The following is a 20,269-nucleotide window of genomic DNA, read 5'->3' as shown; positions in this document are numbered from 1 at the left end:
AGGGAACGCCGCCGCCTATGCCGCCAGCCGGTCCAGCAGCGCCAACATCACAGGCGCATCCGGCATCGGCAGCACGGCGTCGATCCGTTCGAGCAGGCGCGATTGCAACAATGCGTTGCGTGCCTTGCCGATGGTGCCGAGCGGCCCACGGAAGCCGTGGTCTTCCCAGGCCATTTCGAGCAGGCTCTCGCTCATCAGGGCCTCGATCAGCTCGTCGGCCTGGCGCTCGATGCTGATGAGCGGATGGCCCGAGAACACCGTGGGCTGCGGGTAGAGGATGACGGGCTTGGCCGGCGCATTGGCCTCGAGCCGTTTCCAGCGCTCCGCGTCCTGGAGCACCCATTCGACGAGCTGGTTTTCATAGCCGACGATCAGCGGCTGCGCGCCCGGGCCGCCGGCGACATAGTCGTCGAACAATTTGCCCGACGACGGCGGCTTGAAACCCATGCGACGGAAGATGGTGGCGACATCGCCGTCGATCTTGCTCAGCGTCTCCGGCATCACCACGTCGCCCGACAACAGGCTCGCCGCAAGGCCAGCGAACATGAAGCCCGAATTGGACTTGTTCGGGTCGGTCGAGACCACGCGGGCGCGACCGAACAGGTCCGCGACGCCGATCGAAGACCAGTTTTCGCCGGCGATGATGGCTTTGAGCAGCTTCGATAGATCTACCGTGTAGCGCGGCCCGCCGGCAGGCTGGGCGATGCCGCCCTTCACCAGGCCCTCGGCAATGCGATCCCAGGAATAGAGCACGATTGGCGAGTTGAAGATCACCTGGTCGCGCGAGATCTTGACGCCCGACGACCGCGCCACTTCGACCAGCACGGAGGACGACGGCCACAGGAATTGGGGTTTCTGGTCGAGCAGCGCGCGCTCGCGGACCATTTCGACCGAGCCGGCGCGGCGGCCGTCGAGGATCAGTCCGAAGCGGCGCTCCAGCACATTCTTGACGCGCGCATTCGCGAGAAAACCTTCCTTCTCGCCACCGGCAAAGCCGAACAGCCGCTTGGCTTCGCCGAAGCGGCCGGCGATCTCGGGATGCTCGCGCAGATAAACGTAGCCGCCGGTTGCTGCCGCGCTCGCGGCGACAAGACCGATGCCGAAGGCGCGGCGCGAGATAGCCATCAGGAAGTTCCTCTCTTGGTCTCGACCGGGGCGGCCCGTTGCGCTGGCCCGAGATCCTCGTCGAGCGAGCTTTTCAACAGCTTCAGCTCGATGTCCAGCTTGTCGAGGTCGGCGTCCTGGAGATTGGCGGCATAGCGGGTGAAGGCAACGTCCAGCCGGTCGATCATGTCGCCGGTGGCGGCAAGCCGCGCGGTGTCGGGCACAGTGCTCTTCTCCAGCGCGCGATATGCTTCGGCGATCTCGGCCGCACGCGGCAGGTAATAGGTCAGGAACCGTCGCACCCGGTCGAGCCGCAGCGGATCGCGCTCGATGGCAGCGAAGATGTCGCGAGCGATCGTCACCAGATGACGGATGCGATCGGCGACCGCGCGGGTGCGGATTGCGGACGCGGTATGCTCCATTTGCTCGGCCAGCGGCTCGGCTTCGGCGAGCAGCTCGTTTGCGAACTCGATCTTGCCGCGCGCGACGCCACTGGCTTCCAGCGCGGCAAACCGGTTCCTCGGCGCCAGTGCAACGACGATGCCGCCACCCGCGGCCGCGCTGATCGCAAGCGCGATCCAGAACGGCATGGCGAGACCGATCGCCAGCGACGGCAGCAGCACCGCGGCCGCCACTCCACCGGCGATCCAGCCAAGCCCGGATGGCATTGCGGCCATTCAGTTGTACCCTCGTACGGCGCGGAACGCGTCGGTGAGACTCTTGCTGCCGTCGAACACGCGGCCTCCGGTCAACTTTGCCAGATTGTCGAGCTGGGCACGATCGACCTCGGCGCCGAACGTCACGCCGAACACCGGTACACGGTGTCCGTCCACACGCCAGGCGCTTTCGAATGTCGACATCGATCCCTGGCTCTTGCCATCCGTCATGATGACGATGGCCGGCAGATGCTGGCCGTCCTGGAGCATCGGCTTCATCAAGGCGAGCGCCTGCGCGCCGCAGGTATAGAAATCGGTGCCGCCGTTGGCACGCAATTCGAGCGCGCGCGCGAGCAGGCCGGTCTGCTCGCTGTCTTCACCGCTGGCGCGCGCCGTCCACAGAACATGATCGCTGAATGGCAGGATCAGAATCTGATCAGACTTCGTCCATTGCACCAGCACCTCACGCGTCCGCGCGGGTGTGAGCAGGAAGCGCATGGCGTCGAGCAAGCTGGTCTCGCCGGCGCCTTGCATGCTGCCGGAAACATCCAGGCACAGCGCGGTCAGCGACGGCCGGCGCAGCGCCTCCTGATAGATCAGCAGCGCCTTCTGGATCACCGCCGGCTCCGGCGGCCGGATCACGGTCACCGGCCGCGATGGATCGAGATTGGTTTTTGGATCGGCGGCAAGCGGCGTGGCGCGGCCGATCTCGACGCGCCGGCCGGTCTTGGCGATCCTGCCTTGCGCGTCGCCGCTCAGCAGGAAGGCCTGCAGGCCAGTGAAGAAGCCTTCGACGTCCTTGCCGCGGCCGCGATCGACGAAGCCGAGCGGCGAATCGGCGACGGCCACGCCGTCGGCGGGATAGATCGCATAGAGCGGTTCGTGATTGTCGGCGATCAGCCTGTCGTTGGTTTCCTTGATGACGGCTTCGTAGTTCCAGATCGCCTGGTAATGTGCGCCGCTGCGCTCGCCGTCGCGGTAGAGATCGGCGAGCCAGCCGCTCGAGCCTGCGCTGCGCTCAACGCCCTTCAGCAGGCCGCGCGCCGTTGCCAGCACCTCGGGCTTGTCGAGATCGCCGGCCTCGATCAGGTCGGGCTTGCCGATGCCGGCCGCCAGCATTGCGAGATAGGCCGCGGCTCCCGAATTCGACTGGGTCGCCGAGGTCATCAGGAATTTCAGCTTGCCGCCCTCGACCGCGGCGAGGATGTCCTTGGCGGTGACCTTGGCGCCGATCCAGCCAAGTGACTCCGCCTTGGAACGGCGGACGCCGAGGATAACGGGCATCTGTACGATCGACTTCACCATCTTCACGCGCCTGGTGGTGTCGAACATGTCGATCCAGATCGAGGCGGCCGGCCAGACCGCGTCGGCGCCGGGATCGCCGGCCTTCAGCGCAAGCGCAATGTCGAGCGAGCCCTGATAGCGCATGGTGCAGGTCACATTGCGCGACTTGCAGAACTCCTGCACCAGCGGTTCGAGGATGTCGTTCTCCGAGCCCGAGAGGATCGTGAATTGCGGCCCTGGCCCGCCGCAGCCCGACAGCAGCGCGGTCATCAGCGGCACGGCTGCGAGCAGCGCCAACGGGTGCCGCAGGAAACGGACAATTCTCATGGGCGAGCCTTCATGCCGCAGTTCTTATGCAGACGCTTCATCGAGAAACCGTTGCGTGAGACGCATCAAGGCGCCTTGGAGATCGCGGTCTTCAATTCGTCCGTCAGTTCCGCCATCCGGTGCTCGATCTCGGCGCGCTTGGTGCGGCCCTGCTCCTGCACGGTGAGTACACCGGCGATGGTGTCGATCAGGTCCCTGTTGGTCTTCTCCAGGGTCTGGATATCGATGATGCCGCGCTGCGACTGCTTCTCGATCTCGATCGCCTGGGTCTTCATCATCTCGGACGCCTGGCGCATCATCTCGTTGGTCGCATCCGTGATGGTCTTTTGCAGCTCCAGCGCCGACTTCTGCCGGTTCAGGCCGAGCAGCAGGATCATCTTCTGCTTCCACACCGGGATCGTCAGCTCGGTCGTGGCCTGCAAATTCTCGATCAGCGTCTCGTCGCCGGACTGGACGATGCGGATTTGCGGCAGCTGCTGGATGCCGATCTGGCGCGCCTGCTGGAGATAGAAGACGCGTTTTTCGAGCCGGTCGAGCGCCTGGACCGCGTCCTGATAGGTCTGCGCAGCCAGTATGGCGTCGCTGCCGGCGGCTTGCGCCTTCGCGTTCCGCTCCATCTCGACGAGCTTGCCGCCACGAAACTCCTCGGTGAAGGCCTTGCCGGCGGCGATGTGCGCGTCGAGCTGTCCGAGTGAACCTCGGGTCTGTTCGTAGAGATCGTCGAGCATGGCGATGTCGCGGCGCAGGACCTCCTTGTTGCGGTCGAGCTCGACGCAGACGCGGTCGATCTGCGAGGCGACGTCGTTGAACTGCTCGGTGAAGCGGCGCAGCCGCGCCTCCGCCGACGAGAACAGGCGGGTCAGAAAACCCTTGTCCTTGAGATCGGCCGGGTCGAGCCCGCGCGCCTTGCCGAGGATGTCGGTCAGCAGCTTGCCGGTGGCGCCGAGCTCGCGGTTCTGAGTCTGGGCGAGAATGCGGTCGGCGAATTCGACCACAGAGCGCTGGGCCCGCTCGCCGAACGTCACGAGGCGCGAGCGATCCGAAATGTCGATCTCGGACTTGATGCGTGTGACCGCGGAGGCATCCGTCGGCAACGCCGGGAGATTGATCGTTTCGCTCACCACTCGCTCCTTGTTCTCTGCGGTCATGATAGCATGCCGACCCCGCCGGCAGGTAACTCCAGGTCGTATGACAGATTGATGACAGCCTGTGGATTTGGTCGTTGGCGATGCCGCCCGAGTTCGCGGCAGGGCAAGATTTCGCATGGAATTCAAACTTCTACGGGGCGTAGGCAGGGCCGGTCCGGCGTCCCGGAGGTTTCCGTTGATGGCGGTCGCACCATCAGTCGCGGAGATTGACGGCCGGCACGTCCTGCATTGAATTGTCCGCCTGAACGATAAGCAACAGGGATGGAAACGATGGCGCGCAGGATTGCGAAGCTGAGCGTGTGGCTAGGTGCCGTGGCCGCGATGGGGGCGAGCAGCGCGTTCGCCGTGACGCTGGCGGAGGATGCGGACACGGTTTGCAAAGGTCTCGCCGGCGGCGCCGCTGCCGTGAAGATCGATTCCGCGACGTTGCTGGCACCGTCCTCTCTGGCGGTTGCCGAACGCGGGCCGACCCCGTCGGGCCGTGTCATCCCCGCCAATCCCGCTTTCTGCAAGCTGCTCGGTCATATCGACCCTGTCGACCCCAAGGCGCCGCCGATCAAATTCCAGGTTAATCTGCCTGTCGAATGGAACGGCCGCTCGGTGCAATATGGCGGCGGCGGGTTTAATGGCGTGCTGATCACCGGCCTGGGGTTGCCGCCGGCCTATCCCTTCGACAAGCCGTCGCCGCTCGCGCAGGGCTTCGTCACCTATGGCACCGATTCCGGCCACGAGACCAGGCCGGGCGAGCTGCCGCAGCTGTTCGCGCTCAACGACGAAGCGTTCGAGAATTTTGCACACCGCGCCTACAAGAAGGTGCGTGATGTGGCGGTCACGCTGATGGAGCGCGCCTACGGCAAGAGGCCCGAAAAAATCTACTTCATGGGCTCGTCCGAAGGGGGACGCGAGGGCTTGACCATGGCCCAGCGTTACCCCGACGATTTCGACGGCATCTTCGCCCGCGTGCCCGTGATCAACTGGGTCGGCCTGCAGCATGCCGGCACGCGCGCGGGTCTTGCGACCATGGGGGAGGGCTGGATCAATCCCGTGCAGGTCAGGCTCGTCGGCGATGCGGTGCGGGCGGCATGCGACAAGGCCGACGGCTCCGACCGCGCGCTGGTGCACGATCCCGTCGGCTGCAAGGCGGCGTTCAAGGTCGAGACGCTGCGTTGCGCGACTGGCCAGAGCGGTGATCAGTGCCTCACCGAGGCGCAGATCAAGGCCGTGAACACGCTGCACGCGACTTACAAATTCCCGTTCACGCTTGCCAATGGCCTCGACGACTATCCGGGCTGGGGCGTCTCGGGCGAGGACACGCCGGCGGCCGGGCCAACCGGCGGCTGGACGGCGTGGTGGCTCGGCACCGCGCCGCCGGCGCAGCCGCCTGCGCCCAACAACGGCATCGCCTGGATCTATGGTGCCGGTGGCACGCAATACGTGTTCGCGCGCGATCCGAAGCTCGACGTCACCACCTACAAGGTGGAGGACCACAAGGCGCGGCTGCTCGAGGTCTCGGGCCTGATGGATTCGACCGATCCCGATCTCAGTGGTTTCCGTGCCCGCGGTGGCCGGCTGATCATGCTGGAGCACATGGCCGACTACGCGCAAAACCCCTATGCCGGCATCCGCTATTTCGAGAGCGTCGAGCGCAAGCTCGGCAAGGCCGAGACGGCGGAATTCGCGCGGCTCTACACCGCACCCGGCGTCGACCATGTCGGCTCCGGTGCGCCGGCCAATGTCGACATGCTGAGCGTGCTGGTCGATTGGGTCGAAAAGGGCAAGGCGCCCGGCGATCTCGAAGTTGCCGAGCAGAAGGTCGAGGCGCCGTCGTTTGCGGTGTCGCGGTCGCTGCCGTTGTGCCGCTGGCCGGCCTGGCCGCATTATAAGAGCGGCCCTGTCACAGAGGCGGCAAGCTTCACCTGCGCGCCGTAGCAGGCGCGGCACCTCGGACGAGGCGTCAGCCGGTAGCCATCGCCTGCGCGCCGCCCAGTAACCGTGCGTTGAGCCGGCCGCCGGAGAACAGCATGTCGTCAAGTGCCTCGTCGATGTCGGCCGAGACGACGGAATTGCCGCCGTCGCGCGCGATGCTCGCCTGCGCCAGCCGCCGCATCAACTCCTTGATGAACGCGCAGCTTGTGCCCTCGCTGCGGCGGGCCGCCTCGGCGACGACCGCATCGACGAGCGGCAATCCCTTGCCGTAGAGCCGCGCCAACTTGCCGCGGCCGGTCTCGTCGGGAAGCGGCACTTCGATCGCCTGATCGATGCGACCGGGGCGGCCGGCGAGGGCGCCTTCGAGGTCCTCCGGACGGTTGGTGGTCAGGACGAACAGGATGTCCGCATCCTCCTTCAGCCCGTCCATCTCGTTGAGTAGCTTGTTCAGCATGGATTCTTCGCACGGTCCCATGTCATCGCGATCGCGGGCGATCAGATCGACATCCTCGATCACGACCATCGACGGCTGGAGCAGCCGTGCCAGTCCCATATAGGCGCCGAGCAGGCCGATCTGCTCGGCGGTGATGATCAGCGTCGTATGCCCGGGCAAATGCGTCGCGAGATAGCGGATCGTGTGGGTCTTGCCGGTGCCCGGCGGCCCGTACAGCAAAATGCCCTTGCGGGTCGACTGTCCGAGCCGGCGCAACTGTTCGCGGGTGTTGACGAAACTCAGCACATTGCGATCGAGCAGCCGCAGGGTCTGCTCCGGCAGGATGACTTCGTCCCGCGCGACCGCCGGCAATCGATGCACTGTGATCCCGCGCGAGCGCCCGCGATAGTCGGAATCGGCATCGAGCGACAGGATCTTGCCGCGATAGGTCCGCGCGGCCTGTACGGCCTCTTCCAGTTCACGAAAGCATTGCTGGACGAGAGCCGCGCCCGCGGTGCCCGACGGTACCAGGATCTCAATCCGAATTCCCGGCTCCCGGCTGTACTCGCGGTGTGCGCTTAGCAAAACCGCATAGCGGAGATGATCCTGCTCGCATAGCCACAGTCCGTTATCGAGACACTTGACCGGGCTCTTCTCGCCGACGTCGACGTCGGAATATTGCAGCGGGGCAATCGCGACCGCATAGCGGCCGTCCTTGAGGAGCCGCGAAATCGACAGCGTTTCGTAGCGCTGTTCCTCGTTCAGTCCGAACAACCGGATGGCCTTGCCGAACAGCCGATCTACCGCCGCCTGGACATCGACCCGCATATGGCCGGGAAATTGGCGGATCGTCGTCACGAGCTTGCTGCGTGAGGTGCCGGCAAAATGCCAATCAAGAACGTCGCAAGCAAAGTCGAAATCTTCTTCCTGTTCGCTCGAGGGCTCGCCCGCGGCACGCATGCATTCGCTGCACAGCCAGACGGTGCGATTGCCGATACGAACATCCGTCTGTCCCTCGGGTTTGCCACACAGTTCGCAAGCAGTCTCGATCACCTCAAGCGTGACCTGCAATCGGTGGCCGGCCTGGCCGATGGATTGTTGCGCGGATTTGAAAAGGACTTCGGCGACGGATTGCGGGTAAGGCCCGCAGACCGCCCTTTCCTTTTGCTCGATCTGAGTGATCAGCGCACGCGCTTCGCGCTCCGATTTGCCGAAGACCTGACGGAGCAGATCCATCACGAACTGATCCGGCGTATCGTCGTCATTATGAATGATGAGCTGGCTCTGCTGGGTCGCGCCACGCATACTATTCATCACGAAAGGTCTCCTGGACAATCTATGATTGAACAGAACGAATAGGGAACACAAAAAGAAGCGGCCGTCAAGCGTGACGGCCGCGACAAATTGCAAACAATGGACGAGGTCTTAGTGCGCCGGCCCGCCCGCCGCCTTCGCCCGTCGCGTCAGCAACACCGCGATTGCGGCGATTACCAGCACCGCGCCGATCACCGCAAACGCGTCGGAATAGCCCATCACCAGCGCTTGGCGTTTCACCGTCTTGCCGAGCGCGATGATGGCCTGCTCGCGCGCGGCATGGGGGTCCGGTACGCCGTGAGCCATGAAATAGTCCGTCATCTGCGCGATGCGGGCGCGGACTTCCTCCCGGCCGAGGGTGACCGACTGGCCGATGATGTTGGAGTGGAACTGCTCGCGCTTGGTGATGATGGTCGCGAGCGTCGCCGTACCGATCGCGCCGCCGAGATTGCGGAACATGTTGCTGATGCCGGAGGCCGCGGCTGCATCCTGCGGCGCGATGCCGCCCGTCAGCACCGAGGTCAGCGGCGTCAGCACCATGGCTTGTCCAACCGCGCGGACGATGTTCGGGACCCAGAGCTGGTCGCCGGCATAGTCCGGTGACATCGCAATGTTCATGAAGCAGCTATAGGCGAAGATCAGTAGGCCGATGATCGCGATGTAGCGCGTGTCGAAGCGCTTCATCAGTATCGGGATCAGCGGGATCAGCACGAGTTGCGGCAGGCCGGTCCAGGCCAGCACGTTGCCGATCTGCTCGGCGTTGTAGCCCTGCGCCTGGCCGAGATAGGCGGGCAGGATGTAGACCGAGCCGAACAGCGCGAAGCCGACCATGGTCATCGCGATGGTGCCGAAACCGAAATTGGGCTGCTTGAGGAGGCGCAGACGGATCAGCGGCTTTTCGATCGTGAGCTCGATCGTAACGAACAGCGTCAGGCTAACGGCTGCGATCACTGCCAGCTTGACGATGAAAGGCGATGAGAACCAGTCGTCCTTGTTGCCTTCCTCGAGCACCGCCTGCAGCGCCGACAGTCCGATCGCCATCGTGAAAATGCCGGCCCAGTCGCCCTCCTTCAGGAGGCCGAGCTGCATCTTCTGCTTCTCAAGCGTCAGATAGAGTGCGGCCACCATCACGGCGGTCGGGATCACGTTGACGAAGAAGATGGTGCGCCAGCCGTAGGTCTCGGTGAGGTAGCCGCCGATGGTCGGGCCGATCGCGGGGGCAAAGGTGACTGACAGCGCGAAGATCGCGAGGCCGACCGGCTGCTGCGGCTTCGGCAGCTTGGTCAGCACCAGCGTGAACGCCATCGGGATCAGCACGCCGCCGGCAAAGCCTTGCAGGCCGCGCATCGCGATCATCGAGGGAAGATCATGGGTGAAGGCGCAGGCGACCGAGAACGCGGCAAACAGCGTCGCACTCGCCAGCATGTAGCGGCGGAACGAGAACACCCGGCTCAGATAATCGGTCAGCGGGATCACGATGATCTCGCCGATCAGATAGGACGTCGAGATCCAGGAGCCGTTGTCCGCACCGGTGCCGATGCCGCCCTCGATGTTGGCGAGCGAGGCGTTGGTGATCTGGATGTTCAGGATCGCCATGAACGAGCCGATCATGGCGGCGAGCACGGCGACCCAGACCGCGGCGCTCGCGCGATTGGGATCGGCAACGGGGCGATCAGGCGTCGCGGCCGGTGTTGCTGGCGTCGAAAGTGAGAGGCTGTTTGACATGGCACGACCCTCCGGAGACGAGCTTCGCTTTGGGCGCCGCGGCCGCGTTGGCGGCCGGCGCAATCGAACGTGTTGCAATGGTCGGGATCACCGACATGCCGGGCCGCAGCGCAATCGCGGGGCCATGCGCGGCGTCGAGCGCGATCTTGACCGGGATGCGCTGCACCACCTTGGTGAAATTGCCGGTGGCGTTGTCAGGCGGCAGTAACGCAAACTCCTGGCCGCTCGCGGGTGCGATGGAATCGACATGGCCGTGCACCACCTGGCCCGGGAACATGTCGACCTCGATGTCGACCGCCTGTCCCGCCTGCACGTGCGTGAGCTGCGTCTCCTTGAAATTGGCGACGACATAGGCGCCATCAGCCGGCACGATCGACATCAGCTGCGTGCCCGCCTGCACGAACTGGCCGATGCGCAAGGAACGGTTGCCGACGACGCCGTCGATCGGCGAGACGATCGTGGTGTAGCCGAGATTGAGCTCCGCCTGCTGCTGGATTGCGGCTGCGCGCGCGGCGTTGGCCTTGGCTTGCACGATCTCGGCCTTGAGGAGATCGACCTGCTTCTGCGCGGAGATCAGGTTGGCGTTGTCGCGGGCGATCGTCGCGTCCGCGCCGGCGTCGCGTGCTTGCGCCTGCTGCGCGTTCTGCACGCTGCCATAACCGGTCGCGGCAAGGTCGGTGTAGCGCTTGTTCTCCTGCTTGGCGAAAACCTTTGCGGCATTGTCGACGTCGATGGTCGCGCGCGCCGCGGCGATCGCGGCGTCCTGAACGTCGAGCTGCGCTTCCTTGCTCGTCACCGTCGCATTCGCGGCGGCGACATCGGCCCTGGCCTGGTCGAGCGCCACCTTGAAGTCGCGGTCGTCGATCCGGGCCAGCACCTGGCCGGCCTTCACATGCTCGTTATCGGCGACGAGGACCCGGTTGAGATAGCCGCTGACCTTCGGCGCGATCGTGGTGTTGTCGGCCTTCACATAGGCGTCATCGGTGGAGACGAGGTACTGCCCGACGGTCCAATAGTCGTAGCCGTACCAACTTGCGCCGGCGAGCGCGACAGCCGCGGCCCCCATCAGCAACAGCTTGCGGAGATTGAGCTTTTGTCCGGAGGCGCGGGTCGGCGCGGCGGGCAGAACGCCCTCTAGCGCGGTCGCGGGAGTGGCGGTTTGGGCAGCAATAGCTGGGGTGGTGTGGACGGTCATGGCCGACTCCCCTGAATTAGGAAACTTGATAATTTCCAAAATGAGACTAGCTTTGGATTTGTCAATGGAATGACAGGCGTCATTTAAAAGCATGGCTCAGGCAAAATCGGAAAGTGCAAAACCGGAAAGCGAGTGCCGTCCGCGCGGACGGCCGCCGGTGCGCAGCGACGAGGAGACGACGCGGATCGTCCTCGAAGCCGCGCGGCACACGTTCGCCGTCGAAGGCTATGCGGCGACCAGCACCGAAGAGCTGGCGCGCCGCGCCGGCATCTCGACCAAGACGCTCTATCGTCTGTTCCCGGGCAAGGCCGCGTTGTTCGAGGCGATGTGCGCCGACAGGCTCGAGCGGCTGCTGTCTGCGGTCGATCTCCAGGCCAGCGACGAGGTCGACATCGAAACCGGCCTGCGCGCTGCGCTGCTGGCCTGCGCCGATCTCGCGCTCGATCCGGAGGTCGTGGCGCTGCAGCGCATGGTGCTGCAGCAATCCGCCACATTTCCCGAGCTCGCTGCAAACTTCTACCTGAACGGCATTTCGCGCACTGCCAAGGCACTTGCCGGCTGGCTGCGCCTTCAGGTCAAGCGCAAGCGGATCGTCATCGACGATGTCGAGGAAGTGGCCGGCATGCTGATCGGCATGGTCGCGTCCGCACCACAGCGTGCCGCGATTTACGGCGGCATGCCGCTGCCGTCACGCAAGCAGATCGAGCGTCGCGTGCAGACCAGCGCGGCCCTGTTTTTGGATGGGTGCCGCGCCAAATCGCCCTAAGGCGCCCCTTTTGACAATCCGATCCGCATCGACTATCTATTTCGCATGCGAAATAAAGACGCCGGGGCGAGGCCTCATCGGCTGATCTATCTGCTAAGCGTCGCGCAACGCCGGTTGCAGCGCTGGATGGCGTCGCAGCCCGAGAGCGAGGTGACGCCGGCGCAAGCCGGGCTGCTGTTCATCCTCGGCAGGCAGGACGGCGTCCTGATGGGCGAGGCGGGCGCGGCGCTCGATATGGGGCCAGCCGGCATTTCAGGCCTCGTCGATCGCACGGCAGCGGCCAAGCTGATCGAGCGGCGCGCCGATCGCGAGGACGGCCGCGCCTGGCGGGTGTGGCTGACGCCGAAGGGGCGCAGCGCGCTGGCGCAGGCGAAGACTTCGGCCGCGACGATCAACGCGGCGCTGACGGACGGATTTACTGCTGCGGAGATCGACATCGTCGCGCGTTGGCTGACGAGCATTCAGGACAAGTTTCCAAGATCTTCAAATGAACAGCCTTCAGACGAACACCAAGGAGCAGAGCCATGACCGAGCATGTCCGGATCGAGAACAGCAACGGAATTATCACCCTCACCCTTGCGCGTCCCGACAAGAAGAACGCGCTGACCGATGCGATGTACGGCAAGCTTGCCGATGCCATCGAATCCGCCGAGGCCGATCCGTCCGCCCGTGTGATCCTGATCCGCGGCGAGGGTGACATGTTCACCGCCGGCAACGATGTCGGCGAGTTCGCGGCCGTCGCAGCGGGCAAGTCGGAAGGAAGCCGCAACGTCGTGCGCTTCATCCAGTCGCTGGCGCGTTGCACCCGGCCGCTGGTGGCCGCGGTGCAGGGCCGCGCCGTCGGTGTCGGCACCACGATGCTGCTGCATTGCGACCTCGTCGTGCTCGCCGACAACGCGCAATTGTCTACGCCCTTCGTCAGCCTCGCGCTGGTTCCTGAAGCCGCCTCCAGTCTGCTGATGCCGGCCCGGATCGGCTATGCCCGCGCCTACGAGATGTTCGCGCTTGGGGAGACCGTGCCGGCGAAGTCCGCGCTGGAATGGGGCCTCGCCAATCGCGTGGTTCCGCTCGACAGGCTCGACGCCGAGGCCCTCGCGCTGGCGCAGCGTCTGGCCCGCCAGCCGGCCGGCGCGCTCACCGCGACCAAGAAGCTGATGCGCAACGGCGAGGCGCTGGTCGCGCAGATGAATGCGGAGGGCGAGCAGTTCGCGCAGCGCCTGCGCACCGCCGAAGCGCGCGAGGCGTTTACGGCTTTTGCGGAGCGTCGTCCGCCGGATTTCACCAAGGTTGCGTAAGCGAGGTTGCCTGGGAAGGTCGCGGGGCGCCCGAATGGATGCAGGCGGAATCGCTCCCATTCAATTAAAACCTTAACGAAACATTGGCATGTCGCGATGCAAGGTGGCCTCTCCCGCGACCTCTTGTGACTCATGGCAATGTTTAAGAAATCGGTAAGCTCGCTTCTCCTGACCTTGATGGCCCTGCTGGCGGTCGGTGCGCTGGCCTCTACGGCAATCCAGATGTTCGGCGCCTTCGGCCGCTACAGCGACAGTCTCGAGACCGCGCGGCTTGCCGCCGCCGACAAGGCGATCTTCCAGGGCGTGCTCTCCCTGCGCAACAATCGCGGCGATGCCCAGAGCGCGATCCTCGGCGATGACGATCCGCGCGCCAAACTGGAGGCGGCGGAGAAGGCCGAGCAGGGCGGCTATGACGCCGTCGGTGCTGCGCTCTCGACCGTCGAATTTGCCCGCCGTGACGAGCTCGCCAGCACGCTGAAGCAGCGCTGGAACGATGCCGCGCCGCAATTCCAGTTGTTCTACGACGAGGCCAAGCGCCCGCGCGCCGAGCGCAAGATCGAGCGAACCAACTCCTGGTACGATGCCGTCACCAAGGTGATCGATACGGCCAACCTCGCCTCCACCGCGGTGTCGAACCGCGCCTGGATGAACGATCCCTACATCGCCCGCATGATCCAGGTCCGCCGCTTTGCCTGGCAGGTGCGCGACCGCTATGGCATCCATTGCTCGGTGCTGCGTTCGAACGTCAACAGCAGCAAGCCGCTCGACGACACCCAGAAGCGATCGTTGGCGCAATGGGACGGCACCATCGCCTCCGGCTGGGCCGGCATGGGCGAGTTGCTGGCAGCACCTGACGTGTCGGCGGAGCTGGTCACCGCAGCGAAGGACGCGCAGGCCAAGACCGACGGCGTGCTGAAACAGATCGGCGAGCTCACCAAGAATTTCGACGGCAGCGGCAAGCCCGCGATGCCCGCCTCGGAGTGGAACACGCTCTGCCAGTCGCCGTTCGCGTCCATCGTCGGGGTCGCGACCAAGGCGCTGGACCAGTCGATCGCGCGCGCCGAGTCGGTTCAGGGGACGGCGCTCACCAAACTCATCGTGCAGTCGCTCGCGTTCCTGATCGCTCTCGCCGTGACCATGGCCGGCGTCTACGTCGTGCGCAATCGCCTGATGCGCCCGGTTCGCGCCATCCTCGACGCCATCGCCCGCATCGGCGCGCGCGACTACGCGACGCCGGTTCCGCAGTCCAGATATCCCGACGAGTTCGGCACCATGGCCTCGGCGCTCGAAAGCCTGCGCGAAAGTGCTGCGACCGCCGAGCGTCTCGGTCAGGAGCGCGAATCGCAGCAGGCATTGCAAATCGCCCGCTCCGGCACCGTGGACGATGCCTGCCGTACCTTCGATGATACCGTGCAGGCGGTGATCCACAGCGTCGCTGCGTCGGCCAGGGAGCTCGATGCCACCGCGACCGACGTGCGCACGCTGGTGTCGGAATCGAGCAGCCAAACCGCGGCGGTCTCTGCTTCGGCCGAACAGGCCACCAACAATCTCGAGACCATTGCGGCTGCGACCGAAGAGCTCTCGGCGTCCGTCGGTGAGATCTCCGCGCAGGTGCAGTCGAGTGCCCGCGAAGCCCGCGAGGCCGTGTCGCAGGCCGAGCGGACCAACGCGACGGTCGAGATCCTCGACCAGACCGCAAGCCGCATCGGCGAGGTCGTGAAGATGATCAACGCCATTGCCGGCCAGACCAATCTTCTGGCGCTGAACGCCACCATCGAGGCGGCGCGCGCGGGTGAGGCCGGCCGCGGCTTTGCCGTGGTCGCCGGCGAAGTCAAGAGCCTCGCGGCGCAGACCGCGACGGCAACGGAAGAAATCTCACGCCAGGTCGCGGAGATCCAGGGCGCAACCGGCCAGGCGGTGACCGCGATACGCTCCATCGGCGGCGCCATCAGCGGTATCGACGAGAAGATGACGGCGATTGCCGCCGCCGTCGAGCAGCAGCGCGCAGCCACCACCGAGATCTCGCGCAACTTCCAGCAGGCGGCGCAAGGCACCCGCGAGGTCACCGACACCATCGGCAGCGTCGCAAAACTCAACGAGGAAACCGGCAACGCCGGCACAGTGCTGTCGGAGTCCGTGAAGAAGATGTCGGCCGACGCCGATCGTCTCCGCGTCGCGGTCGAAGGCTTTTTGGGAGCCGTGAAGACCGCGTAACTCTCGCATTCCTGTTCCAACGGCGCGCGGATCGGCATTGCCGCCGATGCTCGCGCCGAGTACATCTGTCGCGCCGCACGAGCGCGGCGCAGATGTGCAAGAATATCAGGGATGGAGAGTTCGATGCCGGTCACCCCACACAAGGCCCAGCGCCCCTATCGCGGCGTGTTCCCGGTCGCGCCCACCATCTTCGACGAGCGCGGCGAACTCGACCTCGAGGGCCAGCGCCGCTGCATCGATTTCATGATCGACGCCGGCTCGCACGGCCTCTGCATCCTCGCAAACTTCTCCGAGCAGTTCGTGCTCACCGATGCCGAGCGGGAAACCGTGATGCATGCGGTGCTGGAACATGTCGCGGGACGGGTTCCCGTGATCGTCACCACAACGCATTTCAGCTCCGCCGTGTGCGCGGCGCGCAGCCAGCAGGCGGAAGCTGCGGGCGCCGCCATGGTGATGGTGATGCCGCCCTATCACGGTGCGACGTTTCGCGTTCCTGAAAAGGGCGTCGTCGAGTTCTTCAAGGTACTCTCGGGCGCGATCAATATTCCCATCATGATCCAGGATGCGCCGGTGGCGGGAACGCCGTTGTCGGTCGAGCTGCTCGCCCGGCTGGCGCGCGAACTCGCCAACATTCGCTATTTCAAGATCGAGGTGTCGGGCGCGGCTTCAAAGCTCCGCAGCCTGATCGAGGCGGGCGGCAAGGATATCGAGGGTCCCTGGGACGGCGAGGAGGCGATCACATTGCTCGCCGATCTCGACGCCGGCGCGACCGGCGCCATGACCGGCGGCGGCTATCCCGACGGCATCCGCCAGATCATCGATCCGTACTTCGCAGGGAAGCGCGAGGAAGCGAAGGCCGCTTACGAGCGCTGGCTGCCGCTGATCAATTACGAGAACCGCCAATGCGGCCTGATCGCCTGCAAGGCCATGATGCAGGCCGGCGGCGTCATCAAGTCGGACGCCGTGCGGCATCCGCTCCAGCCGCTGCATCCCGCGACGAAAGCGGGGCTGCTGGAGCTCGCCAAGGAGCGTGACGCGCTGGCGTTGCGGTGGGGGAAGTAAGTCGCTCCGCCGTCATTGCGAGGAGCCCTTGCGACGAAGCAATCCAGAATCTTTCCGCGGAGAAAGTCTGGATTGCTTCGCTCCGCTCGCAATGACCAAGTCCGTGGAGACAACTTCCGTAGACAACTCCTGTAGGGTGGGCAAAGGCGCGTAAGCGCCGTGCCCACCATCTCTCCTCGGATTCGCTTAAGCCGGGTGGGCACGCTGCGCTTTGCCCACCCTACGGCACCTGTGCTTGCCGCCTCACTCCACCCCGATCGTCGTCAGATCCTGGAACCAGTGCTGCGCCTGCACGAACTGCTTCACCTTCGGCGACAGCGCATGCGGGTTGGTGTCGTGGACGACCCACACCAGCACGGCATCGTCGACGATCAACGCATGCGCCTGCGCGATCAGATCATCCTGCTTGGCCGTGTCGAACGTCTGCTTGGCCTCGTTGATCAGTGCGTCGACCTTAGGGTTCTTGTAGCCGCCCCAGTTGACGCCGACAGGCGCGATCTGGTCGGAGGCGAAGAAGCGGACGATGGCGTAGAGCGGATCTGAGGTGACATAGGCGATGTTGTTGGCGGTGATGCCGGCGTTCATCTCGTCGGCCGCGCCCTTGCGCCAATGCGTATAGAGCGTCTCGAGCTCGACCACCTTGAAGTCGATGTCGATGCCGATCTCCTTGAAGCTCTGTTGCAGGAATTCGTTCATCGGCAGCGACAGCATCTGGCCGGTGCCGCCCTGTGCGATGATGAAGGTGGCCTTCAGCGGTTTTGCTTTGGAGTAGCCGGCCTCCTCGACCAGCTTCTTCGCTGCGGCGAGATCATATTTCAGCTCGAAGGTCGGCTTGCCGAACCACGGGCTCGAGGGATCGACCTGGCCCTTGGCTGGTTTTGCCAGCCCGTTCATCAGTCCAACGACTTCGTCGCGGTTGATCGCGAGATTCAGCGCCTTGCGCAGGCGGATGTCGGCCCAGGGCGAGCCCGGCAGCACGCTGAGATGATAATTCCAGACATGCGGCGTGACGTTGTCGACGATCTTCATGCCGGCGGCTTTCAACTGCGGCACGGCGTCCGGCGCCGGCGTCTCGATCAGGTCCACTTGCCCCGCGAGCAGGGCGTTGGTGCGCGTCAGCGCTTCCGGCATCGGCACCAGCACGATCTTGTCGACCTTGGGAATGCGCTTCTTGTTCCAATAGTCCGGATTCTTCGAGAGTTCGGCGAGCTCGCGCGGCACCAGCTTGGTCAGCTTGAATGGGCCGGTGCCCGAGGGCTGGCTCGCAAACTTGTCCCAATCCTTGCCGAGCTTCTCGTACTGCGCCGGGCTCGACACCAGGAACCACAGCATCTGATAGGGGAAGAAGGAATCGACCGCCTTGGTGGTGATCTCCACGGTGGAATCGTCGATCTTGGCGTAGCTCGCGACTGAAGGCAGGCGGGTCTTTACTTGCGCGCTCTGCCGCTTGTCGAATTGCGGCGCCTTGTCGTTGAGCACCTTGTCCAGATTCCAGATCACCGCGTCGGCGTTGAACTCGCTGCCGTCGTGAAACTTCACGTCCTTGCGCAGCGTGAAGCGCCACTTCTTCTTGTCGGTGTCGTCCACCTTCCACTCCGTGGCGAGGCCCGGCACCAGCTTGCCCGGACGGTCGGCGACGTCCATCTCCCAGGCGACCAGCGGATCGTAGATCGTGTAGGCCGTGAACTGATAGGCGCCTGCGCCGCGATCGGGCTGGCCGGTCGTCAGTGGAATGTCCGCCATCGAGATGCCATAGCGCACCACCGTTTCGGCGCGCGCCGAGATTGCGGAAATCGCCAAAACAAGCACGGCGAGACAGGTCGATAGTCGGATACGCATGGCCAAAGCTCCCAGGGAAAATCGGAGCCAAACCTGCAATCTTGATGCCAGAATAGGCAGGACAGGGCGTTTACCGCGGCATGATCACAAGGACTTGTCGTCGCAGGGGCAATTTGCAGAATAAGTTTCCTCATTGGCATAGCCATTGCATACGATTGCATCAAAATTAGTCATCGAAAGCCGGAAAAGGACTGAGGTAATGCTTATCAAGACAACGACGCGCGCGGCGCTGATTGCGGTGCTGGCCCTGACCACTGCTGCCGCCTGGCCGCGCGTCGCGAGCGCAGAAACCGTGCTGCGCATCGGCATGACCGCTGCCGATATTCCGCGCACGCTCGGCCAGCCCGATCAGGGCTTTGAGGGCAACCGCTTCACCGGCCTCACCATGTATGACGCGTTGACCGGCTGGGACCTGTCCTCCGCCGACAAGGCGAGCACGGTCATCCCCGGCCTTGCCACAGAGTGGAAGGTCGACGATGCCGACAAGACCAAATGGACCTTCAAGCTGCGCCCCGGCGTGACCTTCCATGACGGCTCGCCATTCAATGCCGACGCGGTGGTGTGGAACGTCGAAAAGGTGCTGAAGCAAGACGCGCCGCAGTTCGACGCCAGCCAGGTCGGCGTCACCGCGTCGCGCATGCCGACGCTGGCCTCCGCCAAGAAGATCGACGACATGACGGTCGAGCTCACCACCAAGGAGCCCGACAGCTTCCTGCCGATCAATCTCACCAATTTGTTCATGGCGAGCCCGGCGAAGTGGCAGGCGTTCTACGACAAGGCCGAAGGCGCCGATGCCAAGGCGAAGTCGCAAGGAGCATGGACGGCGTTTGCCAAGGAGGCCTCTGGCACCGGCCCGTGGAAGATGGCGGGCTTCACGCCGCGCGAGCGGCTCGAGCTCGTGAAGAACGCGGCCTATTGGGACAAGGCGCGCGTGCCCAAGGTCGACAAGATGGTGCTGCTGCCGATGCCGGAGGCGAACGCCCGCACCGCGGCGCTGCTCTCAGGCCAAGTGGATTGGATCGAGGCGCCGGCGCCGGACGCGCTGCCCGAACTCAAGCAGCGCGGCTTCAAGCTCTACGCCAACGAGCAGCCGCATGTCTGGCCGTGGCAGTTCTCGCGCGTCGAAGGTTCGCCCTGGAACGACATCCGCGTGCGCAAGGCGGCCAATCTCTGCGTCGATCGCGAAGGCCTCAAGGACGGCCTGCTCGCCGGCCTGATGGTGCCCGCGACCGGCACCTTCGAGCCCGGCCATCCCTGGCGCGGCAAGCCGACCTTCGAGATCAAGTATGACAAGGCGGCTGCGCAAAAGCTGATGCAGGAGGCCGGGTACGGTCCGAACAAGAAGCTCGAGGTGAAGACCCAGACCTCGGCCTCCGGCTCGGGCCAGATGCAGCCGCTGCCGATGAACGAATATCTTCAGCAAGCGCTCGCCGAATGCTATTTCGACGTGAAGCTTGACGTGATCGAGTGGAACACGCTGTTCACCAACTGGCGCCGCGGCGCCAAGGACCCCAGCGCCAACGGCGCGAACGCGACCAACGTCACCTATGCGGCGATGGACCCGTTCTTCGCGCTGGTGCGCTTCCTGCAATCGAGCATGGCGCCGCCGGTCTCGAACAATTGGGGTTTCATCAACAATCCCAAGTTCGACGAACTGGTGAAGAAGGCGCGCCAGACCTTCGATCCCGCCGCGCGTGACGCCGCGCTCGCCGAACTGCACGCGGCCTCCGTCGACGACGCAGCCTTCCTCTACGTCGCCCACGACGTCGGCCCCCGCGCCATCAGCCCGAAGGTCACCGGCGTGATCCAGCCGAAGAGCTGGTTCATCGACTTCTCGCTGGTGTCGATGCAGTAGTTCGCGCCGCATACTCGCTGCACCCTCTCCCCTTGCGGGAGAGGGTGGCTTCGCTTTAGCGAAGCCGGGTGAGGGGTTCTCTCCGGGAATGCGGACCTCTCAACCGACGCAGTATCATCCGCGGAC

The 20,269-nt window shown here is 64.7% G+C and carries 15 protein-coding genes and 1 pseudogene; 7 read left to right on the top strand and 9 right to left on the bottom strand.

Features of this window, described 5'->3' with window-relative positions; genetic code table 11:
- Window positions 1–15: 15 nt before the first annotated feature.
- The 4 genes from IVB29_RS32505 to IVB29_RS32490 form a co-directional block, all read right to left on the bottom strand.
- Window positions 16–1,125: a hypothetical protein gene (locus tag IVB29_RS32505; RefSeq protein WP_247507488.1), complete on the bottom strand. Its 1,110-nt coding sequence runs from the start codon at window positions 1,123–1,125 to the stop codon at window positions 16–18.
- Complete coding sequence (locus tag IVB29_RS32500; RefSeq protein WP_247507487.1) at window positions 1,125–1,781, bottom strand: 5-bromo-4-chloroindolyl phosphate hydrolysis family protein; 657 nt, start codon at window positions 1,779–1,781, stop codon at window positions 1,125–1,127. The genes IVB29_RS32505 and IVB29_RS32500 overlap by 1 nt, the downstream gene beginning before the upstream one ends.
- Window positions 1,782–3,371, bottom strand: coding sequence for a VWA domain-containing protein (locus IVB29_RS32495; protein ID WP_247507486.1), 1,590 nt, complete (start codon window positions 3,369–3,371; stop codon window positions 1,782–1,784).
- A gap of 65 nt (window positions 3,372–3,436) precedes the next feature.
- Window positions 3,437–4,492 carry a toxic anion resistance protein gene (locus IVB29_RS32490; RefSeq protein ID WP_247507485.1) on the bottom strand — a complete coding sequence of 352 codons (1,056 nt, stop codon included), beginning with the start codon at window positions 4,490–4,492 and terminating at the stop codon, window positions 3,437–3,439.
- A gap of 297 nt (window positions 4,493–4,789) precedes the next feature.
- On the opposite strand from IVB29_RS32490, the gene IVB29_RS32485 reads away from it, so the two are divergent.
- A complete protein-coding gene (locus IVB29_RS32485; RefSeq protein ID WP_247507484.1) occupies window positions 4,790–6,448 on the top strand; it encodes a tannase/feruloyl esterase family alpha/beta hydrolase in 1,659 nt (552 codons plus the stop codon).
- Window positions 6,449–6,473: 25 nt separating this feature from the next.
- Here the strand turns inward: IVB29_RS32485 and IVB29_RS32480 are convergent, their stop codons facing one another.
- The 4 genes and pseudogenes from IVB29_RS32480 to IVB29_RS32465 form a co-directional block, all read right to left on the bottom strand.
- Window positions 6,474–7,736 carry an AAA family ATPase gene (locus tag IVB29_RS32480; protein ID WP_247507691.1) on the bottom strand — a complete coding sequence of 421 codons (1,263 nt, stop codon included), beginning with the start codon at window positions 7,734–7,736 and terminating at the stop codon, window positions 6,474–6,476.
- 261 nt (window positions 7,737–7,997) lie between these two features.
- Window positions 7,998–8,114, bottom strand: a pseudogene (locus IVB29_RS32475) (ATP-dependent Clp protease adaptor ClpS); the annotation flags it as partial.
- Window positions 8,115–8,303: 189 nt separating this feature from the next.
- Entirely contained in the window at window positions 8,304–9,917 is a 1,614-nt protein-coding gene (locus IVB29_RS32470; RefSeq protein WP_256466925.1) for a DHA2 family efflux MFS transporter permease subunit, read from the bottom strand.
- Complete coding sequence (locus tag IVB29_RS32465; protein WP_247507483.1) at window positions 9,865–11,112, bottom strand: HlyD family secretion protein; 1,248 nt, start codon at window positions 11,110–11,112, stop codon at window positions 9,865–9,867. The genes IVB29_RS32470 and IVB29_RS32465 overlap by 53 nt, the downstream gene beginning before the upstream one ends.
- Before the next feature lie 91 nt (window positions 11,113–11,203).
- Between IVB29_RS32465 and IVB29_RS32460 the strand changes: the two genes are divergently transcribed.
- From IVB29_RS32460 to IVB29_RS32440, 5 genes are all read left to right on the top strand, one after another.
- Window positions 11,204–11,878, top strand: coding sequence for a TetR/AcrR family transcriptional regulator (locus IVB29_RS32460; protein ID WP_247507482.1), 675 nt, complete (start codon window positions 11,204–11,206; stop codon window positions 11,876–11,878).
- 45 nt (window positions 11,879–11,923) lie between these two features.
- Window positions 11,924–12,406 (top strand): MarR family winged helix-turn-helix transcriptional regulator, encoded by a 483-nt coding sequence (locus IVB29_RS32455; RefSeq protein ID WP_247507481.1) that lies wholly within the window; start codon window positions 11,924–11,926, stop codon window positions 12,404–12,406.
- A complete protein-coding gene (locus tag IVB29_RS32450) occupies window positions 12,403–13,173 on the top strand; it encodes an enoyl-CoA hydratase (protein WP_247507480.1) in 771 nt (256 codons plus the stop codon). The genes IVB29_RS32455 and IVB29_RS32450 overlap by 4 nt, the downstream gene beginning before the upstream one ends.
- A 132-nt stretch (window positions 13,174–13,305) precedes the next feature.
- Entirely contained in the window at window positions 13,306–15,387 is a 2,082-nt protein-coding gene (locus tag IVB29_RS32445) for a methyl-accepting chemotaxis protein (RefSeq protein WP_247507479.1), read from the top strand.
- Between the two features lie 123 nt (window positions 15,388–15,510).
- Window positions 15,511–16,449 (top strand): dihydrodipicolinate synthase family protein, encoded by a 939-nt coding sequence (locus tag IVB29_RS32440; protein ID WP_247507478.1) that lies wholly within the window; start codon window positions 15,511–15,513, stop codon window positions 16,447–16,449.
- 243 nt (window positions 16,450–16,692) lie between these two features.
- Here IVB29_RS32440 and IVB29_RS32435 read toward each other — a convergent pair whose 3' ends face one another.
- Window positions 16,693–18,288: an ABC transporter substrate-binding protein gene (locus tag IVB29_RS32435; RefSeq protein WP_247507477.1), complete on the bottom strand. Its 1,596-nt coding sequence runs from the start codon at window positions 18,286–18,288 to the stop codon at window positions 16,693–16,695.
- A 199-nt stretch (window positions 18,289–18,487) separates the two neighbouring features.
- Here IVB29_RS32435 and IVB29_RS32430 point away from each other — a divergent pair, with 199 nt between their 5' ends.
- The gene (locus IVB29_RS32430) at window positions 18,488–20,143 is read left to right on the top strand and encodes an ABC transporter substrate-binding protein (RefSeq protein ID WP_247507476.1); all 1,656 of its coding nucleotides are present in this window, start codon (window positions 18,488–18,490) and stop codon (window positions 20,141–20,143) included.
- Window positions 20,144–20,269 lie beyond the last annotated feature (126 nt).

The sequence above is a fragment of the Bradyrhizobium sp. 1 genome, assembly GCF_023073315.1.
In the GTDB taxonomy this organism is placed as follows: domain Bacteria; phylum Pseudomonadota; class Alphaproteobacteria; order Rhizobiales; family Xanthobacteraceae; genus Bradyrhizobium.
This window is presented reverse-complemented; position numbering and strand designations above follow the sequence as displayed.

What these genes read in the sequence shown, in the direction of transcription:
- IVB29_RS32505 (WP_247507488.1), bottom strand. Translation starts at nt 1,125, where the DNA reads ATGGCTATCTCGCGCCGCGCCTTCGGCATCGGTCTTGTCGCCGCGAGC.
- IVB29_RS32500 (WP_247507487.1), bottom strand. Translation starts at nt 1,781, where the DNA reads ATGGCCGCAATGCCATCCGGGCTTGGCTGGATCGCCGGTGGAGTGGCG.
- IVB29_RS32495 (WP_247507486.1), bottom strand. Translation starts at nt 3,371, where the DNA reads ATGAGAATTGTCCGTTTCCTGCGGCACCCGTTGGCGCTGCTCGCAGCC.
- IVB29_RS32485 (WP_247507484.1), top strand. Translation starts at nt 4,790, where the DNA reads ATGGCGCGCAGGATTGCGAAGCTGAGCGTGTGGCTAGGTGCCGTGGCC.
- IVB29_RS32470 (WP_256466925.1), bottom strand. Translation starts at nt 9,917, where the DNA reads ATGTCAAACAGCCTCTCACTTTCGACGCCAGCAACACCGGCCGCGACG.
- IVB29_RS32465 (WP_247507483.1), bottom strand. Translation starts at nt 11,112, where the DNA reads ATGACCGTCCACACCACCCCAGCTATTGCTGCCCAAACCGCCACTCCC.
- IVB29_RS32460 (WP_247507482.1), top strand. Translation starts at nt 11,204, where the DNA reads ATGGCTCAGGCAAAATCGGAAAGTGCAAAACCGGAAAGCGAGTGCCGT.
- IVB29_RS32455 (WP_247507481.1), top strand. Translation starts at nt 11,924, where the DNA reads ATGCGAAATAAAGACGCCGGGGCGAGGCCTCATCGGCTGATCTATCTG.
- IVB29_RS32450 (WP_247507480.1), top strand. Translation starts at nt 12,403, where the DNA reads ATGACCGAGCATGTCCGGATCGAGAACAGCAACGGAATTATCACCCTC.
- IVB29_RS32445 (WP_247507479.1), top strand. Translation starts at nt 13,306, where the DNA reads ATGGCAATGTTTAAGAAATCGGTAAGCTCGCTTCTCCTGACCTTGATG.
- IVB29_RS32440 (WP_247507478.1), top strand. Translation starts at nt 15,511, where the DNA reads ATGCCGGTCACCCCACACAAGGCCCAGCGCCCCTATCGCGGCGTGTTC.
- IVB29_RS32435 (WP_247507477.1), bottom strand. Translation starts at nt 18,288, where the DNA reads ATGCGTATCCGACTATCGACCTGTCTCGCCGTGCTTGTTTTGGCGATT.
- IVB29_RS32430 (WP_247507476.1), top strand. Translation starts at nt 18,488, where the DNA reads ATGCTTATCAAGACAACGACGCGCGCGGCGCTGATTGCGGTGCTGGCC.